The following is a 25,448-nucleotide window of genomic DNA, read 5'->3' as shown; positions in this document are numbered from 1 at the left end:
CGTACGAAAGGCCACCGCATGCTCTCCGGGAACGGTCGTCATCGACGCCCCCGACAGGCCCCCCCTCTGGTCGTTGCGGCCGGGGTGACCAGCTCCGCGATCGTCCTTCCGCTGCTCGGTGCGAGCGGTGCGACCGCGGCGGAGGCAGCGACCTGGGACCGGCTCGCGGAGTGCGAGAGCGGCGGCGCGTGGAGCGCGAACGACGCCAACGGCTTCTACGGCGGTCTCCAGCTCACCCAGGAGGCGTGGGAGAAGCACGGCGGGCTCACCTACGCGGTCAGTCCCGACCAGGCCAGCCGGTCCCAGCAGATCACCGTGGGCGAGCGCATCCTGGCCGCGCAGGGACCCGCCGCCTGGCCGGGGTGCGGCGAAGCCGTGGGTCTCGTCAAGGGCGGCCCGGCGGCGGCCGTGGACCCGGGCGTTCCGTCCAAGTCGGACAAGGGGAACAAGGGCAGCGCGGTCATCGACACCGCCCCGGGCGGGGTGGCCGCCGGCAAGTCGGACGGGTCCCGTTCCACCGCGGACCGGCCCGCGTCCCAGACCCCCCGACCGGCGGAGACGACGGAACCCGGTTCCTCGACCTCGCCGAGCGCTTCGGAGGACGCCTCCGGTTCCGCCGCTCCCTCCGACGGCGCCACTTCCCCCGGCGCCACGGGTTCTTCGGGACCCTCGGACTCCGCCGACCCCTCGGACCCGTCGAGTTCCTCCCCGTCGTCCGAGGCGTCCCCGGGGGAGTCCTCGTCGAGCGGCGACCCGGGAGACGGGACGCCCGGCAAGGGCACCGGCAGCGAGTCGGCCGAGCCCGGCTCGTCGTCCCCCTCGCCCGGCGCCTCCGACGCGGCCACGGACGCCTCGGCGACGACCGGGGCGAAGGAGGGTTCGGGCCGTCACCGCGGCGCCCCGGCGGCCGAGGAGGCCGCCGCCTCCCGGGAGGGCGACAGTGCGGCGGAGCACGCTTCGCGCAGCAGTGCATCCCGTGACGAACTGGACAAGTCGTACACGGTGCAGTCCGGTGACAACCTGTCGGCGATCGCCGACTCCCAGGGCGTCGAGGGGGGTTGGTCGACCCTCTACGACAGCAACAAGGGCACCGTCGGAACCGACCCCGACCTCATCCTCCCTGGCCAGAGCCTTGACCTGGCGCCCGAAGCGCCCGAAAAGAAGCAGTAGTTCGCTCGTTAATGTCCGTTTTGAGGTGTGGGGCGGAAGTGAGACATGGGTCTCATCGACCCGGCTGAGCTTTGAGTTTCGGCCCGCCCCATGCCTACGGTCAGGGCCGTTCGCCAATGCGGGCACCGACCTCCGTCACGCCGAATCCTGCCGACGGAAGTTCGGGAAAAGTCGACGCGTGAAGCGCCGTGGGCAGGAGCGGGGGACCCAAGGTAAGCGCCGGACGGGGTCGTTCGGGGAGTCGAATGAGACTCCCCGGGAGACGACCGGACGGCTAGGGGTGGAGCCGCGCGCTGGACGCGCGGCCGGGCACTCACTCGGCCCGAACCCGACAGCTCACCTCGTATGGCGTCGGTGAGGGGATGTCTTCATGCTGCTTTCCGGCAAGGGCAAGCACCGCAAGCCCAGCAAGGCCACTCGTATCGTCACCCTCGCGGGGGTCACCGGAGCGGCCGTCGCCGCCCCGCTGCTGACGGCGACCAGTGCGTCCGCCGCCACCGCCGCCGAGTGGGACCGCGTCGCCCAGTGCGAGTCGGGCGGCAACTGGTCCATCAACACCGGCAACGGTTACTACGGCGGCGTCCAGTTCTCCGCCTCCACCTGGGCCGCCTTCGGTGGGACCAAGTACGCGCCCACTGCCAACCTGGCCACCAAGGCCCAGCAGATCGAGATAGCCGAGAAGGTCCTCGCCGGCCAGGGCAAGGGTGCCTGGCCGAGCTGTGGCGTCGGCCTCTCCAGCACCCCCTACGGTGGCGGCGCCGCCGAGCAGCCCAAGCCGCAGACCCAGCAGCCGCAGCAGAGCGCCCCGGTGCAGCAGGCCCAGCCGAAGCAGCAGCAGCCGCAGCAGACCGAGCAGCGCGCCTCCCGCGCCGAGGACCGCGCCCCGGCCGCCCCGGCGCAGCCCGCCAAGCCGGCCGCGCCGACCAAGACGGTCGAGACCCCGACCGGCAAGAAGGTCGCGAAGGGCGACGGCGAGTACAAGGTCGTCAGCGGCGACTCGCTCAGTGCCATCGCCGAGGCCGAGGGCGTCAAGGGCGGCTGGCAGAAGCTGTACGAGCTGAACGACGACATCGTCGACGACGCCGACTTCATCTACCCGGGCCAGCAGCTCCACCTCTCCTGACCCCCGCTGAACCGGTGGTCACCGCAGGGCCCCACGGGCCCCACGGGACCACTCCCGGCTCCGGCCCGCCCCGGTCGTGAGCCGCACCCCCCGGTCCCGGGCCGTGCCCCGGCCCGGCCGGGAACCCGTCCCCTCGGGTCAGTCCGCCCCGGTGTGCCGCCCCCGTGCACCGGGGCGGCGGTGCGTTCCCGGCCGGCCGGGGACGCGTTGCGCCCCGAACGCGTCGGAGCTCAGGTGTGGGACCCCGAGCACATTTGTTTGCCGACGGAACAATTTGGTTTCCGTTTGTCCACGAGCCGGGCGGCCGGGTGGCCGAAGTCCCGGGGGCCGTTAGGCTCAGGGGCGGCGGGGCCACCGGCCCCGCATCACTGCGTCACATCCCAGAAGGAGATGCTCGTGCCGTCCATCGACGTCGTCGTAGCCCGGGAAATCCTGGACTCCCGAGGCAATCCCACGGTCGAGGTCGAGGTGGGCCTCGATGACGGCAGCACCGGCCGTGCCGCCGTACCGTCCGGCGCCTCCACGGGCGCCTTCGAGGCCCTGGAGCTGCGTGACGGTGACGCCAACCGCTACGGCGGCAAGGGCGTCGAGAAGGCCGTCCTCGCGGTCATCGAGCAGATCGGCCCGGAGCTCGTCGGTTACGACGCCACCGAGCAGCGCCTGATCGACCAGGCCATGTTCGACCTGGACGCCACCCCGGACAAGTCCTCGCTCGGCGCCAACGCCATCCTCGGCGTCTCGCTCGCCGTGGCGCACGCCGCCTCCGAGGCCAGCGACCTGCCGCTGTTCCGCTACCTGGGCGGCCCCAACGCGCACCTCCTGCCGGTGCCGATGATGAACATCCTGAACGGCGGCTCGCACGCCGACTCCAACGTGGACATCCAGGAGTTCATGATCGCGCCGATCGGCGCCGAGTCCTTCTCCGAGGCCCTGCGCTGGGGCACCGAGGTCTACCACACCCTCAAGAAGGTCCTGAAGTCGAAGGGCCTCGCCACCGGCCTCGGCGACGAGGGCGGCTTCGCCCCGAACCTCGGCTCCAACCGCGAGGCCCTGGACCTGATCCTCGAAGCGATCAAGGAAGCCGGTTACGTCCCCGGCCAGCAGGTCGCCCTGGCGCTCGACGTCGCCGCCTCCGAGTTCTACAAGGACGGCGTCTACCTCTTCGAGGGCAAGGAGCGCACCGCCGCCGAGATGACGGACTACTACGCCGAGCTCGTCGACGCGTACCCCCTCGTCTCCATCGAGGACCCGCTGTTCGAGGACGACTGGGCGGGCTGGAACGGCATCACCGCGCGCCTCGGCGACAAGGTGCAGCTGGTCGGCGACGACCTGTTCGTCACCAACCCGGAGCGCCTGGCCCGCGGCATCGAGGAGAACTCCGCGAACGCCCTGCTCGTCAAGGTCAACCAGATCGGTTCGCTGACCGAGACCCTGGACGCCGTGGAGCTGGCCCAGCGCAGCGGCTTCAAGTGCATGATGAGCCACCGTTCCGGCGAGACCGAGGACGTCACCATCGCCGACCTCGCCGTCGCCACCAACTGCGGCCAGATCAAGACCGGCGCCCCGGCCCGCTCCGAGCGCGTCGCCAAGTACAACCAGCTCCTGCGCATCGAGGAGATCCTCGACGACGCCGCCGTCTACGCCGGCCGCAGCGCCTTCCCGCGGTTCAAGGGCTGATCGCACGACACGCACGACCACCCCGTCCGGCCCCCGACCCGGAGGCCGGCCGCGGTGGCTGCGGGACGTCCCCGCACCCGGTCCCGTACCGTGTGCGGGGACGTACGCACATCACGGGAGTGACGGGGAGGCCGAGAGATGGCCGTCAAGGACCGGGACCGGTTCTCGACCGCGACCAGGTTGCGGGTGCTCGGCGAGCAGACCGCCGCCCGCGTCTACCGCTCCCAGACCCGCCGCCAGGCCCGCCGCTCCCGCCTCACCGGCCGGGCCGCCCTGCTGACCCTGGTCCTGTGCTCGCTGATCGTCGCGCTGGCCTTCCCGATACGGCAGTACGTCTCGCAGCGCGCCGACATCGCCGACCAGCTCCGCGAACAGGAAGAGGCCCGGGCCCGGGTCGAACAGCTCCGGGACGACAAGGCCCGCTGGCAGGACGACGCCTACGCCGAGCAGCGCATAAGGGAGCGGCTGCACTACGTGATGCCCGGCGAGATCGGCTACACGGTGGTCGACCCGCGCACGGACGAGGAGCACCGGGCCGACCGGGGTTCCGCCGACCGCGCCTGGTACACCACCCTCTGGGGCGCGCTCGACCGGGCCGACGGGGCCCCCGCCCCGTCCCCCTGACCCCACCCGACGCCCCATGCCCCGGGAACCCCCGGGGGAGCGCCCGATACGGAAAGACACAGCCCCAGGCATGCACACCCCTCCGCCGACCACCCCGCGCACCGAGCCGACCGACCTCGACGTCGCCGCCTTCAAGGAGCAGCTCGGACGGCCCCCGCGCGGTCTGCGCGCCATCGCGCACCGCTGCCCCTGCGGCCTGCCGGACGTCGTGGAGACGGCACCGAGGCTGCCCGACGGCACGCCCTTCCCGACGCTCTACTACCTGACGTGCCCGCGCGCCAACTCGGCGATCGGCACGCTGGAGGCCAGCGGCGTGATGAAGGAGATGACGGAGCGCCTGGCCACCGACCCGGAGCTGGCCGCCGCCTACCGGGCCGCGCACGAGGACTACGTCCGGCGCCGCGACGAGATCGAGGAGCTGACGGGTTTCCCCAGCGCGGGCGGGATGCCCGACCGGGTGAAGTGCCTGCACGTCCTGGTCGCCCACTCGCTGGCGGCCGGCCCCGGAGTGAACCCGCTGGGTGACGAGGCCATCGAGATGCTGCCCGAGTGGTGGCGCAAGGGCCCCTGCGTGACGCCCGTGACGGACACCGCCGCGGCGCCCGCGCCGGTCGCCGGGGGCCAGCGGTGACCCGGGTGGCCGCGATCGACTGCGGCACCAACTCGATCCGGCTGCTGGTCGCCGACGTGGACCCGGTGACGGGCACGCTGGTCGACCTCGACCGCCGGATGACGATCGTCCGCCTCGGCCAGGGCGTGGACCGCACCGGTCGCCTCGCCCCCGAGGCACTGGAGCGGACCTTCGCCGCGTGCCGCGAGTACGCTGCGGTGATCAAGGAGCACGGCGCCGAGCGGCTGCGCTTCGTGGCGACCTCGGCGAGCCGCGACGCGGAGAACCGCGACGCGTTCGTCCGCGGCGTCGTGGACATCCTGGGCGTCGAGCCGGAGGTGATCACCGGCGACCAGGAGGCGGAGTTCTCGTTCACCGGCGCCACCCGTGAGCTGTCCGGCCGCACCGACCTGGCGAAGCCGTACCTCGTGGTCGACATCGGCGGCGGCTCCACGGAGTTCGTCGTCGGCGAGGAGCACGTACGGGCCGCCCGCTCGGTGGACGTCGGCTGCGTCCGGATGACGGAACGTCACCTCGTCCAGGACGGCACCGTCACCGACCCGCCGACCGCGGCGCAGGTGGCGGCGGTCCGCGCGGACGTCGAAGCCGCGCTCGACCTCGCGGAGCAGACGGTTCCGCTGCGCGGGGCCCGCACCCTGGTCGGTCTCGCCGGTTCGGTCACGACGGTCGCCGCCATCGCCCTGGACCTACCGGAGTACGACTCCGCCGCGATCCACCACGCCCGCGTCCCGTACGCACGGGTCCGGGAGATCACCGAGCGCCTGCTGACGTCCACGCACGCCGAGCGCGCGGCGATACCGGTGCTGCATCCCGGGCGCGTCGACGTGATCGGCGCCGGTGCGCTGGTGTTGCTCGCGCTCATGGAGCGCATCGGCGCGGACGAGGTCGTCGTCAGCGAACACGACATCCTGGACGGCATCGCGTTCTCCCTCGCGTAGCCGCCCGACCCGGCTCGTAGGACCCGCCCTGTTCCCGACCCCGGCACCGCGTGTGCCGGGGTCTTCGTGTGCGCGGGGTCAGGTGGCCTTCACCTCCGCCCACACGGACTTTCCCCCGGCGAGGTCCGTCACCCCCCACCGCCCCGGGCACAGGGCGTCCAGGATGACGAGACCACGTCCGCGGGTGCGGTGCGCGGACGCGGTGCGCAGGCGCGGACGCCGGCGCACTGGGTCGTGGACCTCCACCCGGGTGCGGATGTCGTCGGCGTCCACGACGACGCGCAGGAAGTCATCGGGCCCGGTCCCGTAGCGGACGGAGTTCGTGACCAGCTCACAGGTCACCAGGACGACCGTCTCGACGTGGTCGTCGGACGCGTCGGGCGCGTGATGCCGCACGTGGTCCCGTACGAACTCGCGGGCTGCTCTGGCCGACGCGGGCTCGCCGGCCAGTAGGAGAACGGGCGGTGGCCCGCCGGTCGGGGTGCAGCGGACGGGTACGGGGCTTCGTTCTCGATCGGTCATGTGTCCGTCCCTCACGGGTGGGCCGGCCCAGCCCGGGCCGGTGGCTTCCTGCGAGTAGGCAACACCCGTGGTGTGACGAGGGGTACCGTCGTGGAGGGTGTCGAAGCGTGTCGCTTCCGCTACCCGTCGTCACGGAAGGGGCTGAGGGTGAAGGCGCCGAACGACAGGCTCACGCACTGGTTCGACCGGTCGGGGATGAGCCGCGGCGAGTTGGCGCGCCGCGTGAAAGCCAAGGCGGTCCGGGTGAATCAGCCCCACATCTCGCCGGACGCGACGCGTGTTCGGTGTTGGCTTCAAGGGGAAACCCCGCGTGCTCCGATCCCCGCCCTCCTCGCTGACGTGCTCTCGGAGCACTTCGGATTCCGGGTCACGACGTACGATCTCGGGCTGGGCGACGGGGGAGGCGCCGATGCCGCGCTCGTGTACAACTCCTCCTACGCGGCTACGGTGGAAGCCGTCGCGGATCTGGGGAGAGCTGACGTGGACCGTCGAAAGTTCCTTGCAGCCACGCCGTTTGCAGCCGTCGCGGGGGTCGCTCCCCCGCGGGACTGGCTGTTGAGCACACTGGATCAGGAGCCCGAACAGAGGTCGCGGGTACGCCTTGAGGACGTCACCGCGGTGCGGAACATGTTCACGACCTTCCAGCGCATGGACATCTTCCAGGGGGGCGGAGCCGGGCGACTGGCCTTGGCCGACTACCTGAACGCCCGGGTGTTCCCCTTGCTGCGCCGTGCCCACAGCGAAGCCGTACGGCGGCCCCTGTGCGAAGCCGCGGCGGAGCAGACGTACCTGCTGGGGTGGATGGCGTACGACAACGGCGAACACAGCATCGCGCAGCGCTACTTGATCCAGGCCCTGCGCCTCGCGGAGGAGTCACGCGATCCGGCGCTCGGCGCCCACGTACTCGCGGGGATGGCGGACCAGATGACGTTGCTCGGCAATCCGGCCGAGGGGCGCCGGCTCGCACAGGCGGGGCGACAGGGCCTGGCGAAGGCCACGTCACCAGCGTGTCTGGCGGACCTGTGGTGCCTTGAGGCACGTGCCCTCGCGTTGCTGGGGGAGAAGCCAGCGGCAGCGCACGCCGTGGCGGAGTCGGAACGGGCGTACGCGGCGGTCGATCTCGCTGCCGAGCCCGAATGGGCCGCGTTCATCGACCCGGCGTACCTCCACGGCGAACACGCCAACACCTTTCGGGACCTGGGCGACGCGGAGTCGGCCGAGGAACACGCACGCCGATCGATCCAGGACGCCCACGTGCAGAAGCGCGCCCGGCGCGGGGCGATGTCACACGCCGCGCTCGCCGTGTCACACCTCCAGCGACGTGACCTGGAGGCGGCGTACACGGCGGGTGTACGGACGCTGAAGCTGACCGGGCAGGTGAAGTCCTCGCGGGCCGTCGAGGCGGTGCAGGATCTCCGTCGGCGCATGCGGCCCTTTGGCGGGCACCGACTGGTCGCGGACTTCGACGAGCGGGCTCGTGCGGTGATGGGCGCGGCGTAACGGCGACGTCGGATGTCTGATCTCGATGGGCGGCGAGCGTATCCGCGGGGTGCGGATCGATGCGGTACACGTGGCGAGGGGAGAGAGGCATGGCCCAGGTGGGATACGAGGGAATTGCGGCCTACTACCGTCAACAGATTCAGGACGGGGTCCTCGAACCGGGCGCCACGATGCCGTCGTTGCGGCAGGTGTGCGAGCAGTTCGGAGTGGCGAACACGACGGCCAACCGCGCGTACCGCGTGCTCAAGACGGAGGGGCTGACGCTCCCCAAGGCCGGCGTGGGCACGGTCGTCGCGGGGCCGATCAGCAACAACATCGCGGCCCGGGTGCGCCTGTACGAGTCCACGGGCAAGGCGTTGGGGGACGGCGAGACCTCCCGGATCGTCGAGGTCGGGACGGTGGGCGCGGACGAACTGGTCGCTCCGCGTCTCGATGTCGCCCCGGGCACCCCGGTCCATGTGCGTCGACGGATCGTCAGCCGCGAGAACGCCCCGGTGCACATCAGCAGTTCGTACTACCCCGCCCACGTGGTGGCCGTCACGCCCGAACTGGCGGAGCCCGTCTCCACCGGTGGGTCAAGGGAACTCGCGTCGGAGCGGCTCGGGGTGGCGCAGGACCGCGTGCTGGAAGAGGTGACGTCGAGGCTGCCCACCGCCGCGGAGAAGGACGCCCTGGGGCTGACCGCCAGCGTCGTCGTGACCCAGGTGGTGAGGACGGTGTACCTGGCCGACGGCCGTGTGGTGGAGGTGGCCGTCAAGGTCTCCGGCGGTGCCACGATCCTGCGGTGGGTCACTCCACTGCGTTAGGTCCGGCCGGCCCGACCGGTTTCGACGCGTCGTCGGTCGCGCCGAGAGCGCCGCACGGAGTGCGACGTGACCAGCGGGGAAACGGCCCGACCTGCCCTCCCGACCCCGACCCCGGCACGTGCGTGTGCCGGGGTCTTCGTGTGCGCGGGGGCGGGGCGCCGGCGTCACCCCGCGGGGGCGTCCCCCTCGGCCCCGGCCTCGGCCCCGGCCCCGGCCTCGGTTGTGGGCGGGGCCGTCGGCGGGTGGGTCCGGGCGTAGGGGGCGAACAGGTCGCGCAGGACGTCGCGGACGCCCAGCCAGTCGGTGTCGAGGTCCGTGCGGCCGGGGTCGCTGAGCACGCGCAGCCGTAGTCCGTCGATGACCAGGCGCAGGACGCGGAGCAACTCGTCGGCGTGGTGGTAGTCGCGTTCGACGAGCGGTCGCAGGCCCTCCAGGGTCCGGTCGTTGCGCTGGGCGAAGTAGTCGTGGGCCGGGTGGCCGGGGTCGAGCGCCTCGGCTTCCAGGACGGTGAAGGGGCGCGCTTCGGCGGAGCGGGCGGCGTAGTACGCGGTGATGTCGTCGATGGCGCCGAGGGCGCTCTCGTACGCGTGGGCCCGGAACTCGGCGATGTCGGCGTCGTCGCGCCGTGCGAGCAGGGCGTTCAGCAGGCTCGGCAGGTCGGCGAAGTAGTGCATGAGCCCGGGTGCCGACATGTCGCAGCGGCGCGCCAGCTCGCGCAGCGTGAGATGCCGGTACCCCTCCTCCGCGATGACCGCCTGTGCCGTGTCGAGGATGGCCGCGCGTCGGGCCTCGGGTGTCATACGCCTGGTCACGGCGACGTTTCCTCCTGTTACGCGGGGGATTGCCCGTACGTGGTAGTGCCTGTACCGTCCCCGCTATCTTACAGGTGATAGATAGAGAGGGTCTTCCATGTCTATCCAGCCTGCCGTCGATGCGGCGGCACCCGAATCCGGCTCCACGGCGCAGCCGCGGCTGTCGCCCCGGGTGAAACGTGTCTTCGGTTTCATCGCGCCGGTCAACTTCTCGATCTACCTGGTGTCGGGTGCCGTGCCCGCGGTGCTGCTGCCGCTCCAGGTGCAGGGCATCGACGAGTCGGGCAAGGCGGGGAACCTGGCGATCGTGCTGGGCGTGGGCGCCGTCGCTTCGATGGTCGTGAGTCCGCTCGTCGGCCTCTTGTCCGACCGCACCCGCAGCCGGTTCGGCCGCCGCGCCCCGTGGTTGTTCTGGGGTGCGCTCTCGACCGCCCTGTCGCTGGTGGGCATGGGATTCGCCGACGGTCTCGTCCAGTTGCTCATCGCGTGGGCGATCGTGCAGATCGCCTTCAACTGCCTGGTCTGTCCGTTGGTGGCCCTGCTGCCCGATCGGGTTCCCGAGCCGGTGCGGGGCTCGTTCGCCACCCTGTCGGGCATCGGGCTGATGTGCGGCGCCCTGGGCGGTCAGATCGTGGGCGCCTCGTTCGCCGAGGACGTCCGGCTGGGGTACCTGCTCCTCCCGATCGGCATGCTCGCGATGGTCATGCTGTTCCTGGTGTGCTGTCCGGACACCCCGTCCCGTGACCGGGAACGCGAACCGTTCTCCCTCACGACCTTCCTGAAGAGCTTCTGGGTGAGCCCGCGTCAGCACCCCGACTTCTTCTGGGGCTTCCTGAGCCGACTGGCCCTCTTCACGGGGTACTTCCTCGTCACCGGCTACCAGCTCTACATCCTTCAGGACCACATCGGTCTCGGCGACGACGCGGTCGGCAAGGTGGCGCTGCTCGGCAGCATCAGCCTCGCCGCGATCCTCGTCTCCACCGGTGTCTCGGGTCCGCTCTCCGACCGCCTCGGCCGACGCAAGGTCTTCGTCACCGTCTCGGCGGCGGTGATGGGCGTGGCGATGCTGGTGCCGCTGGTGCTGCCCACCCTCACCGGGATGATCGTCTACACCGTCGTCAGCGGTCTCGGGTTCGGTGTCTACCAAGCCGTGGACGCGGCGTTGATGTCCCAGGTCCTGCCGTCCGCGGACACCTTCGCCAAGGACCTCGGCGTGCTGAACATCGCCGTGGCCCTCCCGCAGACCGTCGGCCCGCTCCTCGGCGGTGCCCTCGCCGTCGGTTTCGGCTACTCCGCGCTGTTCCCCGTCGGGCTCGTCCTCTCGGTCATCGGCGCCCTCGCGATCCTTCCCATCAAGTCCGTCCGTTGAGGAGTTCCCCATGTCGATCCACGCCGTTCCCGCCGTTCCCGCCGTTCCCGTCATACCCGCGGTCCGCCACGTCGACGTCGACACCGGTGCCCCCGCCCCCGGCGACACCGTACGGATCCACTCCGGTACACCGGTGGTCGTCCTCGCGCACGAACTGCTCGGCGCGGCGCACCGCTTCGTCGCCGACGTCCAGCGTGACGCGGACGTCGCCCTGGCCGGGGTGAGGCAGCAGCCCGGGCACCCGACGGACATCGCCGTCACCCTCTTCCTCGGGGACGAGGGACTGGCGGACCTGCCGCGCGCCGCCGGGGTCCGTGCCGACGGGACGGACGGCGACGAACGCCACGGGGTGCAGATCACCGCGGCCGGAGTGCGGGTGTGGGGGACGACCCCGGAGGCAGTGCACCGCGGGCTGACCACGGTGCGTCAGCTCATCACGGCCGCCGCCTCGGACGGCACCGCCGTACTGGAACGGGTCAGGGTCCTCGACGCCCCCCGGTTCGCCTGGCGCGGACTGTCCCTCGACGTGGCCCGCACGTTCCACGACGTCGACACGGTGCGCCGCGTGGTCGACATGCTCTCCCTCTACAAGCTGAACGTGCTGCACCTGCACCTCACCGACGACCAGGGCTGGCGGGTCGAGGTCCCCGGTTGGCCGCTGCTCACGGAGATCGGCGGTGCGGGGGCGACGGGCGACCGGCCCGGTGGCCACTACACGCGGGCCGACGTCACCGCCCTGGTGCGGTACGCCGCGGAACGGTTCGTCACCTTGGTGCCGGAGGTGGACATGCCGGGGCACGCATCGGCGGTCTTCCACGCGTACCCCGAGCTGGCGCCCGTCGTCACGGACGGGGGCCGGGCAGCGGCGGGCGTGTCGATCGGCAACCTCGACCCGGACCACGGACCCACCCTGCGCTTCGTCGACGAGGTGGTCGCGGCGGTCGCGGCCCAGTTCTCGACCAGCGCGTTCGTCCACATCGGCGGTGACGAGACCTTCGGCATGCCGGACGAGGCGCATGCGCGGTTCGTCGACCACGCGATGGCGGCGGTCAAACGGCACGGTCGGCGCGTGGTGGGCTGGCAGGAGATCGCGCGCGCCGGGGTCGGCCCGGACGACCTCGTCCAGTACTGGATCGAGCCGGAGTCCGTACGGGGCCACCTGGCGGACGGGACGCTCGCGTCTCCCGAGGGGCCCCTCGCGGGAGGGGTGCCGGCCGATCTGCTGCCCCTGATCACACAGGCGTTGACCACCGCCCTGGACGACGTACCCCGGGCCGTCTCGAAGGGCGCCCCGATCCTGGCCTCGCCCTCCACCCGGCTCTATCTGGACCGCCCGCACGGCGAGCCCTCCACGGACGTCGCACAGGACCTGTTGCGCGGTCGGGTCGGCCTCCAGTACTACCCGGCGGTCACCTTGCGGGAGTTCGTCGAATGGGACCCGGTCGACGAGACTCCGCAGGTCGACGACGACGCGGGACTCGCCGGGGTGGAGGCGGCCGTGTGGTGCGAGACGGTCGAGGACCGCGACGAGTTGGAGTTCCTGCTGCTGCCCCGTCTCGCCGGCGTCGGTGAGAAGGCGTGGGCCGCGTCCGGGGCCACCACCTGGGACGACTACGCGGACCGCTTGGCGGCGCAGCCCGTGGCCTGGGAGCGACGGGGCTGGGTGTGGTTCCGTTCGTCCCTGGTCGCGTGGCGGACGTTCCGCGACGTTCCGGGCGCGTAGTTCCCGGCCGGTGACGGCGGTCCCCCGGGTACCGCCGTCACCGTGAAGGCCCGCGGCGGCGGGCCTCCGGTCAGGAGCCGGTGGCGGCCCCGAGGTCCTCCACGGGGACCGTGCGACGGAACCGTTCGTAGAGGGCGGCGTCGAAGTCGCCCGCCAGCGGGCAGGGAACGGCGGCCGCCGAGAGGGCCACCGCCTCGCGCAGGACGGCCGGCCACGGCTCACCGGCGAGGAGTCCGGCGGCGATCGCCGCCACGCAGGCGTCCCCGGCTCCGGTGGGGTTGCCCGCCAACTTCCGCGGGGGAGCGGCCCGCCAACTCCCCTCGGGGGTGACGGCGTGGAGACCGTCGGGGCCGAGCGATGCCACCACGCACCGGGGACCGAGGCTGCGCAGGCTCGCGGCCGCGGCCCGGGGGTCGGTCTCTCCGGTGACCTCGGCGATCTCCGCGGCATTGGGCTTGACGACGGTCGGGCGCGCCGCCAGGGCCGCGAGGAGCGGGCCTCCGCTGGTGTCCAGGATCGTTGCGGCGCCCGCCGCGTCGGACAGGCGGACGAGTCGTCCGTAAGCGTCTGCGGGCAGCCCGGGCGGGAGGCTCCCGGAGAGGACGACCACCCGGGCGTCGCGGACGAGCCGGGTGAACCGTGCGGTGAAGTGCTCCCAGGTCTCCGCGTCGACGGTGGGGCCGCTCTGGTTGAAGACGGTGGCGTCGCCGTCCTCCGCGGAGACCACGGTCACCGTGCGACGCGAGTCCCCCGGCATGGGCACGAGTTCGTCGGGCAGCCGCGCCGCGCGGAGGTCGTCCCGGATCGCCCGGCCGGTCGGGCCGCCCACGAGGCCGGTCACGACGGCGGGGACGCCCAGCCCGGACAGGACGCGGGCGACGTTGACCCCCTTGCCCCCCGCGCGGGCGAACGACGTGTCGACGCGGTGCGAGCTGTTGGGGACCAGGGCGGCGACGTTGTACGTGACGTCGAGGGCGGCGTTGAGCGTGACCGTGAGGATCATGACGCCACGCTCGACGGGGTCTCCTCGGGCTGCCGGGCCGCTACCCCGCCGTCCTTCGCGTCCCAGGCGGCGAGGCCGGCGCCCAGGCACCCCGCCATGTCGCCGAGCGCGGCGAGCACCAGTTCGGGTCGCCGCTGGAAGGTCAGCCGTCGGGCGACGGCGGAGCGCAGCGGGTCGAGCAGCAACCCGCCGGCCTCGGCGAGGCCGCCACCGATCACGACGACCTGGGGGGCGAACAGCGTCGTGACCGTCGCCAGCGCCGCGGCGAGCGCGTCGACGGCCCGGTCCCACACCACCCGGGCGTCGGGGTCGTCGCGTTCCAGCAGTGCCGCCACCGCGGCGGCGCCCTCGACCCGGCGCCCGGAGCGGGCGCCGTACGCCGCGGCGACCGCAGCGGCCGAGGAGATCGTCTCCAGGCACCCCCGGGCGCCGCACCCGCAGGGCTCCCCTCCGGGCTCGGCCAGGACGTGGCCGAGTTCCCCCAGGTAGCCACCGGCGCTCAGCGGCCGGCCGTCGCAGATGACGGCCGCGGCGATCCCGGTCCCGACGGGCACGAACCAGGCGTCCCGTGCGCCCCGGGCCGCACCGAGACGGCATTCGGCGACTCCGCCGGCCCGCACGTCGTGCCCCAGGGCCACCGGGAGGCCCAGGGCTCCTTCGAGCAGGTCCCCGAGCGGCAGGTCGCGCCAGCCGAGGTTGGCCGAGTAGACGGCGGTCCGGCTCCCCTCGTCGACGATGCCGGGGACCACCACCCCGGCGCCGCGCGGGGTGGTCCCGTGCTCGGTGGCACGGGCCTCCAGGGTCCGCAGCACGGCGGTGATCTCGGCGACCACCGCATCCCGGCCCGAGGCGCGGGGGGTGGCCCGGCGGACGGTGTCCAGCACGTGCAGGTCGCGGTCGAGCAGGGCTCCCTTCATGCTCGTCCCGCCGACGTCCAGGGCGATGACGCAGTCGTGCCGGTCGGTCCCGTCAGGCATGGCTACCCCCGGTCGTGGTGCGGGACGGCGCTGTGGTGGGCATACGGGAGCGCTCCTTAGTGAGGGCCGGCCATGCATCCGGGCGCAATGAATGCGCGAAGTTGCACGATAACCGTCACTTACAAGCAGCTTCAAGCAAAATGGGGAGTATTGTGTGACGAATGAGCAGCGAACGGCTCCCCTGCTCGCCCCTCCGGCCCCCCTGCCCGCACCTCCGGCTCCCCCGCCCGCGCCTCCGACGCCGCGGTTCGCGCAGGCCGGCGGATCGCCGGTCGGGATCACCGGTCGGGATCACCGGTCGGGATCGCCGGGCGGGGTCGGCGTTCGGGGTCGGCGTTCGGGGTCGCGGCGAGCCTCCGAGGGGCTGTGAACGCGCCGTCCCGAAGTGTTCCGGCCACCCTCTGCGGGAAAGTTCGTGAAGTTCTTCACAAGGAAAAAACCCCTGGCGGGCGCCCTGGAGGCCCCCAAGACCCCTGCTTATGGGTCCAAGGTCCCGAGTCGGGCGACTGTGGGGTGTTCCCGGCGTGTGGCACGGGTCCGGATCAAGGGGGCCGCGGTACCGGGTCGAGGGGTCGATAGTGCAGCTCAGGCGGTATTGACAGGGGTGACCCAACGTACCGAGGGGGCGCAGGGTTCCCCCCTGCGCGCATGACCTCCGTCACGCGGGTCGGGCACTATAGCAGAGGGAGTAGTGATCCTTGTGAAGGGGCGCACTAAGTACCCCTCCGTGGCGGGTGGATACTCGATGCCATGAGCACCACGGAGCGTCCCAGGATCCTCGTAGTAGGCGGTGGGTACGTAGGTCTGTACGCGGCGAGCCGCATCCTCAAGAAGATGCGGTACGGAGAGGCGACGGTCACGGTCGTCGACCCGCGCTCGTACATGACGTACCAGCCCTTCCTCCCCGAAACCGCCGCCGGCAGCATCTCCCCGCGGCACGTCGTCGTCCCGCTGCGACGCGTGCTCCCCAAGGCGGAGGTCCTCACCGGCCGGGTCACCACCATCGACCAGGACCGCAAGGTCGCCACCGTGGCGCCGCTCGTCGGTGACGCGTACGAGCTGCCCTTCGACTACCTGGTGATCGCCCTCGGTGCCGTCTCCCGGACGTTCCCGATCCCGGGTCTCGCCGAGCAGGGCATCGGGATGAAGGGCGTCGAGGAGGCCATCGGCCTGCGCAACCACATCCTGGAGCAGCTCGACAAGGCCGACTCCACGACCGACGAGGAGGTCCGCCGCAAGGCGCTCACCTTCGTCTTCGTCGGCGGCGGATTCGCCGGTGCGGAGACCATCGGCGAGGTCGAGGACATGGCCCGGGACGCGGCCAAGTACTACACCAGCGTCTCCCGCGAGGACATGCGGTTCATCCTCGTCGACGCCGCCGACAAGATCCTGCCCGAGGTGGGACCCAAGCTCGGCAAGTACGGCAAGGAGCACCTTGAGGGTCGCGGGGTGGAGATCTACCTCAGCACCTCGATGGAGTCCTGCGTCGACGGCCACGTGGTGTTGAAGAACGGCCTTGAGGTCGAGTCCAACACCATCGTGTGGACCGCCGGCGTGAAGCCCAACCCCGCGCTCGCCCACTACGGTCTGCCGCTCGGCCCGCGCGGCCACGTGGACACCCAGACCACGCTCCAGGTGCAGGGCAGCGACTACATCTGGTCCGCCGGCGACAACGCGCAGGTGCCCGACGTCGCCGCGCGCAAGGCCGGGAACCCGAACGCCTGGTGCCCGCCCAACGCCCAGCACGCGCTGCGCCAGGCCAAGCTCCTCGGCGACAACGTCATCTCCGGCATGCGGGGCTTCCCGCAGAAGGAGTACAGCCACGCCAACAAGGGCGCGGTCGCGGGCCTCGGCCTGCACAAGGGCGTGGCCATGATCGTCATGGGCAAGTTCAAGATCAAGCTGCGCGGCCGGCTCGCCTGGTACATGCACCGTGGCTACCACGGCATGGCCATGCCGACCTGGAACCGCAAGATCCGGGTCTTCGCCGACTGGACCCTCGCCATGTTCCTCAAGCGCGAGGTTGTCTCGCTCGGTGCGATCGAGACGCCGCGCGAGGAGTTCTACGAGGCCGCGAAGCCGACTCCGCCGCCCGTGGCGAAGAAGGAGGAGCAGGAGAAGCTCAGCGCCTGACCCGCTGGTCGCCCCTCGCTCGTGTACGCCTGTGGGGCCGTCCGCCATCCGTGGTGCGGACGGCCCCACAGTCGTACCCGGCCCCTGCCCACGGCCGTATCCGTCCCGGCAACCGCCCTCGGCCCCGTAACCGCACCCGGTCCGCGGCCGTCCCGGCACCGGTGGACGTCCTCGGCCCGCGGACCCGTGTCGGTGCCCGTGGGGCCGCTCCGCGGGGCCCCGTCGAACGGATTCCGCCACCCGGAGGGCGCTGGCGAAAAACCGACCCGCACGGCCCCGCGACGGGACTGTACGGCCCCCGACCCGGTGTTTACGTGGTGATGGACCATCACCAGGCCCCGCCACGTAAGGACATCGCGATGCAGCCCGCCGCCCGTCAGCTCCAGAACCTCGCGCAACGCCTGCTGGGAGCCCCGTTCCCGCTCCGCATCCGCGCCTGGGACGGCTCGGAGTCCGGCCCGCCGGCCACGGCGACCGACCAGGACGCCACCCCCGCCCCCACCCTGGTGATCCGTCACCGCAAGGCCCTGCGCCGACTGTTGTGGAAGCCGGGGGAGCTGGGACTCGCCCGGGCCTGGGTCGCCGGGGACATCGATGTCGAGGGCGACCTGTACGAGGCCCTGGACCGGCTGTCCGGCGTCCTGTGGGACCGCGACGAACGGGCGCCCGGCCTGCTGGACGCGCTGCGCGACCCGTCCGTCCGCGCGGCGGCCCGCGCCTTCGCCGTCCTGGCCCGCCCGCTCCCGCCCCCGCCGCCCCCGCACGAGGAGCGCCACCGCTCCGGCCGGCTCCACCTGCACACCCGCCGCAGCGACGAACAGGCCATCAGCCACCACTACGACGTCGGCAACGACTTCTACGAGCTGGTCCTCGGCCCGGCGATGGTCTACTCGTGCGCGTACTGGGACGCCCCGGCCCCGGGGCGCGCCCGCACGCTGGAGGACGCCCAGCGCGACAAGCTCGAACTGGTCGCGCGCAAGCTCGACCTGCGCCCCGGCACCCGACTCCTGGACGTGGGCTGCGGCTGGGGCTCCATGGCGCTGCACGCGGCGCGCGAGCACGGGGCCACGGTCGTCGGCATCACCCTGTCGCAGGAGCAGGCCGCGTACGCCCGCAAGCGGGTCGCGGAGGAGGGGCTGGCCGACCGGGTGGAGATCCGCGTCCAGGACTACCGGGACGTCCGGGACGGGCCGTTCGACGCGATCTCGTCCATCGGGATGGCGGAACACGTCGGCGCGGACCTGTACCTGGAGTACGCACGCGACCTGTACGCCCTGCTGCGGCCCGGCGGGCGGCTGCTGAACCACCAGATCGCCCGCCGTCCGCAGCGCGACGAGACGACGTACCGGGTGGACGAGTTCATCGACGCCTACGTCTTCCCGGACGGCGAGCTGGCGCCGGTGGGCACCACGGTGAGCGCCCTGGAACGGGCCGGCTTCGAGGTCCGGGACCTGGAGTCGATCCGCGAGCACTACGCCCTCACCCTGCGCCGCTGGGTGGCCAATCTGGAGTCCGGCTGGGAGCGGGCCCTGCGGCTGGTCTCCCCGGGGCGGGCCCGGGTGTGGCGGCTGTACATGGCCGCGTCCGCGCTGTCCTTCGAGCGCAACCGGATCGGCGTCAACCAGATCCTCGCGGTGCGCACCCCCCAGTCCGGTGCGTCCGGTCTGCCGCTGCGCATCCGCACCTGGACGGAGCGCTCGGCCGGTGGGGAGTTCGCCCCCGCCGTGCCCTGAATCCGGTCTCCGTACGCCCGGGGCACGGGCGTACGGGAAGGCCCCGGTACCGGGAATCCGGTACCGGGGCCCTGGAACAGCCGCCGCGGGAGGGGGGTGCCCCGGGGCGGGCTATTCCGTCTTGATGGCCGTCAGCATGTTCAGCCGGGCGGCGCTGCGCGCGGGCCACATCGCGGCCAGCACGCCGACCAGCGCGGCCAGGGCCAGGAAGAGGACGATCCGTCCGCCCGGGAGGACCAGCTCGTAGTCCGGGATGCTGCCCTTGATCGTCTCGCCGATGGCCCAGCCGAGGAACGAGCCGAGGGCGATGCCGACGGTGGCGCCGAAGAGCGAGATCACGATCGCCTCCAGCCGGATCATCCGCTTCACGCGCCGCCGGTCGAGGCCGATGGCCCGCAGCATGCCGATCTCCTGCTGACGCTCGAACACCGACATGGCCAGGGTGTTGATGACGCCGAGGACCGCGATGATCAGGGCCATGCCCAGCAGCCCGTACATGATGTTCAGCATCATGTTGATCATGCCGCCGATCTCGTCGCGGAACTCCTTCTGGTCCTGGACCTTCATGCCCGGGTTGTTGCCGAGGGCGTCCACCAGGGCCTTCTCGTTGGCCTCGGTGGTGCCGCCCTGCATCGAGACCCAGATCTCCTGGATGGCGGACTGCGTCAGGTACGGGGTGGCCAGTTCGCGGGGCAGGAGGTAGGGCGAGACGAAGTCGTTGTCCTCGAAGACCGCGGCGATCGTGAGCCGCTGCGTGTCCTTCTTGCCGTTGCCCTCGAAGGTGACGGGGATCGTGTCGCCGGCCTTCCAGCCCTGCTTCTCCGCGGTCTTCTCGGCGACGGCGATCTGCCCCTGGCCGAGCCCGTCGAACGAACCGTTCACGACCGGCAGGTGGTAGACCTCGTCGACCCCGTCCGCGGTCACCGCGGAGGCGTGGCGCTCCTTGCCCTCGACCCGCACCTGGATCGCCTCCTGGGGCGACAGGGCCTCGATGCCCTCGGCCTTCTCCAGCAGTGCGAGCGAGGAGTCGTCCAACGGGTGTCCGCTGGACATGGAGATCCGGAAGTCACCGCGCACCTGGTCGGTGGTGGTGCGGTCGATCGCCTGGCCGATCGAGGCGCCGATCACGGTCAGTCCGGTGACCAGGGTCAGACCGATGGCGAGCGCGGAGGCGGTGGCGCCGGTGCGGCGCGGGTTGCGGACGGCGTTCTGCGCGGCGAGCTTCCCGGAGACCCCGAAGGCCCTGGTCAGCAGCGGGCGGAACACCGCGATCACCGGGCGGGCGAGCTGCGGGATCAGGATGATGAAGCCGATGAGCGTCAGGAAGGCGCCCACCGCGATGAGCATGCGACCGGTGCTGCCCTGGGCCGCGCCCGCGGTGATCGCGAGGGCGCCCGCACCGGCGAGGACGGCGCCGATGACGTTCCGCACCAGCAGGGACTTGCCGGAGGCGACCGCGTGGACGCTGCTCATCGCGGCGACCGGCGGGATCTTCGCGGCGCGGCGGGCGGGCAGCCAGGCGGCGAGCACGGTGACCGCGATGCCGACGCCCAGCGCGGACAGCACCGCGGCGGCGGAGACGACCAGCGGACCGTCCGGGATCTTCATGTCCAGGGCGTTCAGGGTGGAGCGCAGCCCGGTGGCGAGCCCGAGGCCCACGCCGAAGCCGATGAGCGAGGCGATCGTGCCGACGAACAGGGCTTCCATGATGACGGAGCGCTTGACCTGCGGCCGGGAGGCGCCGACGGCGCGCATCAGGGCCAGTTCACGGGTGCGCTGGGCGACCAGCATGGTGAAGGTGTTGGCGATCAGGAAGATGCCCACGAACAGCGCGATGCCGGCGAAGGCCAGCAGCATCGTGTTCATGTTCTTCATCGAGTCCTTGATCATCTTGGCTTCGTCGGCCGCCGCCTTCTCGGCGGTCTTCGCCTTGGAGCCCTCGGGCAGCAGCGGCTTGACCTCGTCGAGGATCTGCTGCGCCGAGGCGCCGGACTTCGCGGCGACGGTGAAGCCCTCGAAGTGGCCGGGGCGCAGGTACTGCTCCTGAGCGACGGAGGTGTCGAACAGGACGAGGCTGCCGCCCGCGCTCACCTGACCGTCGTCGGTGGTGAAGATGCCGGCGAGGTCGTACTCCTGGACCGTTCCGGTCGTCGCGACCCGCACGGTGTCCCCGACCGCGTAGCCGCCCTTGTCGGCGGTGGCCTTGTCGAGGGCGATCTGTCCGTCCTGCACGGGACCCTCGCCCCGGACGAAGTCGAACGCCGCGTCCTTGCCGCTCTCGTCGGGGGCGAAGTTGCGTCCGGTGTTGGACCAGCCGACGCCGAGCAGCTTGCCGTCCTCGTCGGCGACCCCGGCGAAGCCGGAGACCCGGCCGGTGACCTCGTCGACCCCGTCCACGCCCTGCACCTTGGTGAGGGTGCCCGCGGGGATGCCGAGCCGCTGGCCGTCCTTCTCCGGGCCCTCGACGACCACGGCGATGTCGTCGTAGCTCTTGGCGGACTGGCTGCTGAAGGCTTTGCCGAGGGTGTCGGTGAAGACCAGGGTGCCGGAGACGAACGCGACGCCGAGCGTGACGGCGAGCACGGTCATCAGCAGCCTGGCCTTGTGCGCGAGCACGTTGCGCAAGGCGGTACGGAACATGAGTGAAGTCCTGGTGTGAGGGCCGCGGGATACGGCGGTACGACGGGCGGCCGGGCTGCGGGGTGGTGCGACGGGGAGCCCGGTGGGTCAGCTGACGCGGCCCTTGGCGTCGAACGCCTTCATCCGGTCGAGCACGGCATCGGCCGTGGGGGCGTGGATCTCGTCGACGATCCGTCCGTCGGCGAGGAAGATCACCCGGTCCGCGTAGGAGGCGGCGACGGCGTCATGGGTGACCATGACGACGGTCTGACCCAGCTCGCGCACCGAGTTGCGCAGGAAGCCGAGGACCTCGGCGCCGGAGCGCGAGTCGAGGTTGCCGGTCGGCTCGTCACCGAAGATGATCTCCGGCCGGGAGGCCAGGGCGCGGGCCACGGCCACGCGCTGCTGCTGACCGCCGGAGAGCTGGGTGGGACGGTGCCCGAGGCGGGCCCGCAGACCGATCATGTCGATGACCGCGTTCACCCACTGCTGGTCCGGCTTGCGGCCGGCGATGTCCATCGGGAGCGTGATGTTCTCCAGGGCGGTCAGGGTCGGCAGCAGGTTGAACGCCTGGAAGATGAAGCCGATCTTGTCCCGGCGGAGCTGGGTGAGCTGCTTGTCCTTGAGCGTGCTCAGCTCGGTCTCGCCTATCCGGACGGAGCCGCTGCTGAAGCTGTCGAGCCCGGCGACGCAGTGCATCAGCGTCGACTTCCCGGAACCGGAGGGGCCCATGATCGCCGTGAACTGGCCCTGGTGGAAGTCGACGGTGACGTGGTCGAGCGCGACCACCTTGGTCTCGTCCTGGCCGTAGACCTTGCTCAGGTTCGTGGCGCGGGCGGCCACACCCGTGGCGCGGTCTGCGATGGAGGTGGTGGTCACGGAGGGCACTCCCTGTCGGTTCGGGGCGGGACGTCTTCCATCCTGTCCGCCGATCCGGGCCGTGGAGTCAGCCGCTGTTCCGGTTCCGGGGACAACCCTTGGTCGCACCGGACCGCCCCGAGTCATACCTGGGGATGACCCCCGTCTGCGACCGGGACCCCGCCCCGGGGCGGGGTCCCCGGCATCGGCACCGGTCGGGCGGGGCGACTGTCAGTGGCCCGGTGCACAGTGGTGCCGTGCCGGGCAGCCCCGGCGGTGCGTTCCCCGGGTCGTCCGGCGCGTCCGCGCGGCCCCACCCGGTGCCCGTGCCCACCACCGAGCAGACAGGGGGACCGCCGTGCCGGTCACCAACGAGAAGGTCGCCGCACTGGTCGCCGATTCCGCGCTGCTGGGCGGGATGTACACCGACGAGTACTTCCCCGACCACCTGGTCGACCGGGGCGTCGCCGTCCTGCTGCGGCTGTGCGAGCGGATCGAGTCCGAAGGCCCCGCGGACCTGACCGCGTTGTACGCCCTCACCGCCGTCGCGACGGAGGAGTTCAACGACCTGGAGTCGGTGTTCGAGGCGGAGGGCAGCGAACTGGAGACCGTCGCGCGCGAGGAGATCTGCGAAGCGTTCTTCCTCGTGGCCGGGTGCTACGGCTTCGTGGACGCCGATCCGGAGCGGTTGGTCGAGGCGCGCGAGTGGTGACGGCTCCGGCGCGTTGACGGGGGACGGAGCGAGACGGTCACCGGCGCGCTCCTCCGCGCACTGACGGCGGTCGCCGCGCGCCGGTGTGCGACGGTGCGCGGGGGCGTGCGGCAGCGTGCGGCGGCTTGGTGAAGGCGGTGCGCACAACCCGTGTGGGTGGTGTGCGCAGGGGTTGGGTTGACGTTTCGCTGCGAGCGATGGCCGAAACCCACGCGAACGACTGAACGACCCCCTACACCGACGGTGAATTCCCGTCATTTCACGCTCGGCATGGGAGCCGACGGATGAGGGCAATCTTTGGGTGCGGACGGGAGGGCCCCGGTGTCTGATGCTCCCTCAGACCTCAATAAAATCAGACAACATCGGGCTTCGGTTCGGCTGTTCGGGCTACCCGTCCGGCTAGGCTCGGACCCCTGGTCACGGAGCCATGGCCCTGAGCCCGGATGGTGGAATGCAGACACGGCGAGCTTAAACCTCGCTGCCCCGCGCGGGGCGTACCGGTTCAAGTCCGGTTCCGGGCACCGATCTTCACACGATCGCCCCACCAGCCGAAGCGGGCTGGTGGGCACGACTCCTTCACGGGGCGGGGGAACGCCGCGGCGACACGTCGACGCTTCTCCCGCTGCACGACTCGTACAGAGCGGACAAAAGCCGTGAGGGGGATCGTCCGGATCGCCGCACGCGGGCCGCTCCACCGCGGCCGGGCCCGACCTACCCGTTCGCGAGGTCTTCACCGTGGACGTGGGCCCGGCGACCGCTCCGCCGGCAGTCGTGCCCGGGGAGCACGACCCGCAGGGCGAACTCCCCGCAAAGGCCCACCACTTCACCCCCGACGGACGGCGCCGCGGACCATCAGCCCCAAGGCGAAGCGCTCCACTCTCTTCGGCTTCTTCGGCGTCTTAGGCGACGGGGATCAGCCTGGGCGCGGCATCGGTCCGTTCCCCCGGTGACGACTCACGGGGGGCCGGGGCCGAGCAGGGTGAAGGCGCCGTACGCACCGGAGGCGAGTGCCGCCGCACCCATGACCGCCCCCGCCAGGGCCCCGCGCCGCATCCCCGCCAGGGCCACCGCCGCCGGGAGCAGCAGGGGGAAGGCCGGCATCATCAGCCGCGGCCTGGAGCCGAAGTACCCGGACCCGATCAGTGAGATCACCACGACCGCGGTGCCGTAGACGACGACCGGGAGGGGTTGTCGCTGGCGCAGGCACAGCCACCCCACCCAGAAGAGCAGACCGAAGGCCGCGCACAGTCCGAGACCGGCGAGGACGTTGCGGCCGAACTGCTCCACCACGAACGAGGCGAGCGCCACGCCCCCGTCGATCCGGTTGTTCCACCCCGCCTGCACGTCGAAGTACGCGAACGGCCGGCCCTCGTGCACCGCCACGAAGACGATGTACGCCAGCCAGCCCAGCGGGGCCAGACAGACCCCGGCGATCATCCGTGCGTGCCCGCGCAACGCCCCGCCCGCGCGGTACGCGCTCACCAGCCGCCACAGTGCCGTGACCCCGATCGCCGCGATCAGCGCCGCCGCGGTCGGCCGGGTGAGCCCGGCGGCCGCGCACAGCAGCCCGGCCGTGATCCAGCGGTCGGTCAGGACGGCGTACAGCGCCCAGGCCGCGAGCGCCGTGAACAGCGTCTCGGTGTACGCCATCGACTGCACGAACGCGGTCGGGTACGCCCCCCACAGGGCGGCCAGCAGGACGCCCGCCCGAGGCCCGTACGCCCGTGCGCCGACCGCGTAGATGCCCCAGGCGGCCACCAGCGAGGCGAGCCACGACACCAGGAGGCCGGCGCCCGCGACGTCCAGCGGGAGCACGGCGGACAGGCCCCGTTCCAGGGCGGGCAGCAGCGGGAAGAACGCCAGGTCGGAGTGGACCGAGCCGTCCGCGAGCCGGACCTCGTACCCGTAGCCGTTCTGGGCGATCCGCTGGTACCAGACGGCGTCCCAACGGCCGCTCAGCCGGTGCAGCCCGTCCCCGTCCGTGGCGGCCGAGACCACCGCGAGGAGTGCGAGGCCGGTCAGCCGCACCGCAGCGTAGGCCAGCAGCGCGGGTGCGGCCCGCCGCAGGGTCGGCCGCGGCGGGTGGAGACCGGGACCGGGCGCCGCCGTCGCCGGTGCGGGCAGGGTGAGGGAGGCGGCCTTGGCGTCGGACATGGGGGCGATTCTCCCGGACCCGAAAGCGGGGCACTCCGGCGGAGTCATTTCCGCCGGCCCGGAAATCCGGGGGAATTCACTCCGGCCAAACGGGAATGATCAGTGGACGGTGCCCGACGCCCCGGACGGGGGAGTCCGGTGGCGGGTGGGCACCCGGTCGGTGAGAGTGGCGTCGAACGGCCGCGGTCGCCCGGGACGGCGCACGGGTGCCGCGGGGCCACAGGTGTGACGAACGCGACCCCTCGGCGCGCCGACGGGACCGGGGACGCGGGTGCGGAACGGGGCCGCGCGGGAAACTGAAGAAGGAACGGTAAGCACAGGTGAGCGTGCGGGAACACACGGCTACGGCCGGGCGTTCTTCCGT

The 25,448-nt window shown here is 71.9% G+C and carries 20 protein-coding genes, 1 tRNA gene and 1 riboswitch; of the genes, 14 read left to right on the top strand and 7 right to left on the bottom strand.

Features of this window, described 5'->3' with window-relative positions; genetic code table 11:
• Positions 1–84: 84 nt before the first annotated feature.
• From ACFYOU_RS02870 to ACFYOU_RS02845, 6 genes are all read left to right on the top strand, one after another.
• Positions 85–1,170 carry a transglycosylase family protein gene (locus ACFYOU_RS02870; protein WP_391303030.1) on the top strand — a complete coding sequence of 362 codons (1,086 nt, stop codon included), beginning with the start codon at positions 85–87 and terminating at the stop codon, positions 1,168–1,170.
• Positions 1,171–1,344: 174 nt separating this feature from the next.
• Positions 1,345–1,536, top strand: a riboswitch (cyclic di-AMP (ydaO/yuaA leader).
• 4 nt (positions 1,537–1,540) lie between these two features.
• A complete protein-coding gene (locus ACFYOU_RS02865; RefSeq protein WP_391303029.1) occupies positions 1,541–2,293 on the top strand; it encodes a transglycosylase family protein in 753 nt (250 codons plus the stop codon).
• Between the two features lie 396 nt (positions 2,294–2,689).
• Positions 2,690–3,970, top strand: coding sequence for a phosphopyruvate hydratase (gene eno, locus ACFYOU_RS02860; protein WP_391303027.1), 1,281 nt, complete (start codon positions 2,690–2,692; stop codon positions 3,968–3,970).
• 138 nt (positions 3,971–4,108) lie between these two features.
• Entirely contained in the window at positions 4,109–4,594 is a 486-nt protein-coding gene (locus tag ACFYOU_RS02855) for a septum formation initiator family protein (protein WP_391303025.1), read from the top strand.
• 70 nt (positions 4,595–4,664) lie between these two features.
• Complete coding sequence (locus ACFYOU_RS02850) at positions 4,665–5,225, top strand: DUF501 domain-containing protein (RefSeq protein WP_389762026.1); 561 nt, start codon at positions 4,665–4,667, stop codon at positions 5,223–5,225.
• Positions 5,222–6,163, top strand: a complete 942-nt coding sequence (locus ACFYOU_RS02845) for an exopolyphosphatase (protein WP_391303023.1) — start codon at positions 5,222–5,224, stop codon at positions 6,161–6,163. Before ACFYOU_RS02850 ends, ACFYOU_RS02845 begins: the two co-directional genes overlap by 4 nt.
• A 78-nt stretch (positions 6,164–6,241) precedes the next feature.
• Here the strand turns inward: ACFYOU_RS02845 and ACFYOU_RS02840 are convergent, their stop codons facing one another.
• Positions 6,242–6,685 (bottom strand): ATP-binding protein, encoded by a 444-nt coding sequence (locus tag ACFYOU_RS02840; RefSeq protein ID WP_391303021.1) that lies wholly within the window; start codon positions 6,683–6,685, stop codon positions 6,242–6,244.
• Between the two features lie 195 nt (positions 6,686–6,880).
• Here ACFYOU_RS02840 and ACFYOU_RS02835 point away from each other — a divergent pair, with 195 nt between their 5' ends.
• Together ACFYOU_RS02835 and ACFYOU_RS02830 are read left to right on the top strand one after the other, a co-directional pair.
• Positions 6,881–8,185: a transcriptional regulator gene (locus ACFYOU_RS02835; protein WP_391303768.1), complete on the top strand. Its 1,305-nt coding sequence runs from the start codon at positions 6,881–6,883 to the stop codon at positions 8,183–8,185.
• Between the two features lie 89 nt (positions 8,186–8,274).
• Positions 8,275–8,991: a UTRA domain-containing protein gene (locus ACFYOU_RS02830; protein WP_391303019.1), complete on the top strand. Its 717-nt coding sequence runs from the start codon at positions 8,275–8,277 to the stop codon at positions 8,989–8,991.
• Positions 8,992–9,155: 164 nt separating this feature from the next.
• Here ACFYOU_RS02830 and ACFYOU_RS02825 read toward each other — a convergent pair whose 3' ends face one another.
• Positions 9,156–9,803, bottom strand: coding sequence for a TetR family transcriptional regulator (locus tag ACFYOU_RS02825; RefSeq protein WP_391303018.1), 648 nt, complete (start codon positions 9,801–9,803; stop codon positions 9,156–9,158).
• Positions 9,804–9,900: 97 nt separating this feature from the next.
• Between ACFYOU_RS02825 and ACFYOU_RS02820 the strand changes: the two genes are divergently transcribed.
• On the top strand, positions 9,901–11,172 hold the full coding sequence (locus tag ACFYOU_RS02820; RefSeq protein ID WP_391303015.1) for an MFS transporter: 1,272 nt from the start codon (positions 9,901–9,903) through the stop codon (positions 11,170–11,172).
• Between the two features lie 10 nt (positions 11,173–11,182).
• Positions 11,183–12,895, top strand: a complete 1,713-nt coding sequence (locus ACFYOU_RS02815; RefSeq protein ID WP_391303013.1) for a family 20 glycosylhydrolase — start codon at positions 11,183–11,185, stop codon at positions 12,893–12,895.
• 70 nt (positions 12,896–12,965) lie between these two features.
• On the opposite strand, the gene ACFYOU_RS02810 is transcribed toward ACFYOU_RS02815, so the two are convergent.
• Entirely contained in the window at positions 12,966–13,898 is a 933-nt protein-coding gene (locus ACFYOU_RS02810; protein ID WP_391303011.1) for a hexose kinase, read from the bottom strand.
• A complete protein-coding gene (locus tag ACFYOU_RS02805) occupies positions 13,895–14,875 on the bottom strand; it encodes an ROK family protein (protein ID WP_391303009.1) in 981 nt (326 codons plus the stop codon). The genes ACFYOU_RS02810 and ACFYOU_RS02805 overlap by 4 nt, the downstream gene beginning before the upstream one ends.
• 750 nt (positions 14,876–15,625) lie before the next feature.
• Between ACFYOU_RS02805 and ACFYOU_RS02800 the strand changes: the two genes are divergently transcribed.
• Positions 15,626–17,008, top strand: coding sequence for an FAD-dependent oxidoreductase (locus tag ACFYOU_RS02800; RefSeq protein ID WP_391303007.1), 1,383 nt, complete (start codon positions 15,626–15,628; stop codon positions 17,006–17,008).
• 359 nt (positions 17,009–17,367) lie between these two features.
• On the top strand, positions 17,368–18,741 hold the full coding sequence (locus ACFYOU_RS02795) for a class I SAM-dependent methyltransferase (RefSeq protein WP_391303005.1): 1,374 nt from the start codon (positions 17,368–17,370) through the stop codon (positions 18,739–18,741).
• Between the two features lie 111 nt (positions 18,742–18,852).
• Here ACFYOU_RS02795 and ACFYOU_RS02790 read toward each other — a convergent pair whose 3' ends face one another.
• Both ACFYOU_RS02790 and ACFYOU_RS02785 read right to left on the bottom strand, forming a co-directional pair.
• Positions 18,853–21,381 carry an FtsX-like permease family protein gene (locus ACFYOU_RS02790; protein WP_391303003.1) on the bottom strand — a complete coding sequence of 843 codons (2,529 nt, stop codon included), beginning with the start codon at positions 21,379–21,381 and terminating at the stop codon, positions 18,853–18,855.
• A gap of 87 nt (positions 21,382–21,468) precedes the next feature.
• On the bottom strand, positions 21,469–22,239 hold the full coding sequence (locus ACFYOU_RS02785) for an ABC transporter ATP-binding protein (protein ID WP_385486556.1): 771 nt from the start codon (positions 22,237–22,239) through the stop codon (positions 21,469–21,471).
• Positions 22,240–22,576: 337 nt separating this feature from the next.
• Between ACFYOU_RS02785 and ACFYOU_RS02780 the strand changes: the two genes are divergently transcribed.
• Complete coding sequence (locus ACFYOU_RS02780) at positions 22,577–22,930, top strand: DUF5713 family protein (RefSeq protein ID WP_385486554.1); 354 nt, start codon at positions 22,577–22,579, stop codon at positions 22,928–22,930.
• 437 nt (positions 22,931–23,367) lie between these two features.
• Positions 23,368–23,451 (top strand) — tRNA-Leu (locus tag ACFYOU_RS02775).
• A gap of 433 nt (positions 23,452–23,884) precedes the next feature.
• On the opposite strand, the gene ACFYOU_RS02770 is transcribed toward ACFYOU_RS02775, so the two are convergent.
• Positions 23,885–25,084 (bottom strand): glycosyltransferase family 39 protein, encoded by a 1,200-nt coding sequence (locus ACFYOU_RS02770; protein WP_391303000.1) that lies wholly within the window; start codon positions 25,082–25,084, stop codon positions 23,885–23,887.
• Between the last annotated feature and the right edge of the window lie 364 nt (positions 25,085–25,448).

Origin of the sequence: Streptomyces sp. NPDC005955, from assembly GCF_042871255.1 — a bacterium.
Lineage (GTDB): Bacteria > Actinomycetota > Actinomycetes > Streptomycetales > Streptomycetaceae > Streptomyces.
Note: the sequence above shows the minus strand (reverse complement) of the source record. Positions and strands in the feature narration are given on the sequence as shown.

Bases quoted from the DNA above. Each gene is read 5' to 3' on its own strand.
- ACFYOU_RS02820 (WP_391303015.1), top strand. From the start codon at position 9,901: ATGTCTATCCAGCCTGCCGTCGATGCGGCGGCACCCGAATCCGGCTCC.
- ACFYOU_RS02830 (WP_391303019.1), top strand. From the start codon at position 8,275: ATGGCCCAGGTGGGATACGAGGGAATTGCGGCCTACTACCGTCAACAG.
- ACFYOU_RS02840 (WP_391303021.1), bottom strand. From the start codon at position 6,685: ATGACCGATCGAGAACGAAGCCCCGTACCCGTCCGCTGCACCCCGACC.
- ACFYOU_RS02770 (WP_391303000.1), bottom strand. From the start codon at position 25,084: ATGTCCGACGCCAAGGCCGCCTCCCTCACCCTGCCCGCACCGGCGACG.
- ACFYOU_RS02865 (WP_391303029.1), top strand. From the start codon at position 1,541: ATGCTGCTTTCCGGCAAGGGCAAGCACCGCAAGCCCAGCAAGGCCACT.
- ACFYOU_RS02790 (WP_391303003.1), bottom strand. From the start codon at position 21,381: ATGTTCCGTACCGCCTTGCGCAACGTGCTCGCGCACAAGGCCAGGCTG.
- ACFYOU_RS02795 (WP_391303005.1), top strand. From the start codon at position 17,368: ATGCAGCCCGCCGCCCGTCAGCTCCAGAACCTCGCGCAACGCCTGCTG.
- ACFYOU_RS02835 (WP_391303768.1), top strand. From the start codon at position 6,881: ATGAGCCGCGGCGAGTTGGCGCGCCGCGTGAAAGCCAAGGCGGTCCGG.
- ACFYOU_RS02805 (WP_391303009.1), bottom strand. From the start codon at position 14,875: ATGCCTGACGGGACCGACCGGCACGACTGCGTCATCGCCCTGGACGTC.
- ACFYOU_RS02810 (WP_391303011.1), bottom strand. From the start codon at position 13,898: ATGATCCTCACGGTCACGCTCAACGCCGCCCTCGACGTCACGTACAAC.
- ACFYOU_RS02850 (WP_389762026.1), top strand. From the start codon at position 4,665: ATGCACACCCCTCCGCCGACCACCCCGCGCACCGAGCCGACCGACCTC.
- ACFYOU_RS02815 (WP_391303013.1), top strand. From the start codon at position 11,183: ATGTCGATCCACGCCGTTCCCGCCGTTCCCGCCGTTCCCGTCATACCC.
- ACFYOU_RS02800 (WP_391303007.1), top strand. From the start codon at position 15,626: ATGAGCACCACGGAGCGTCCCAGGATCCTCGTAGTAGGCGGTGGGTAC.
- ACFYOU_RS02855 (WP_391303025.1), top strand. From the start codon at position 4,109: ATGGCCGTCAAGGACCGGGACCGGTTCTCGACCGCGACCAGGTTGCGG.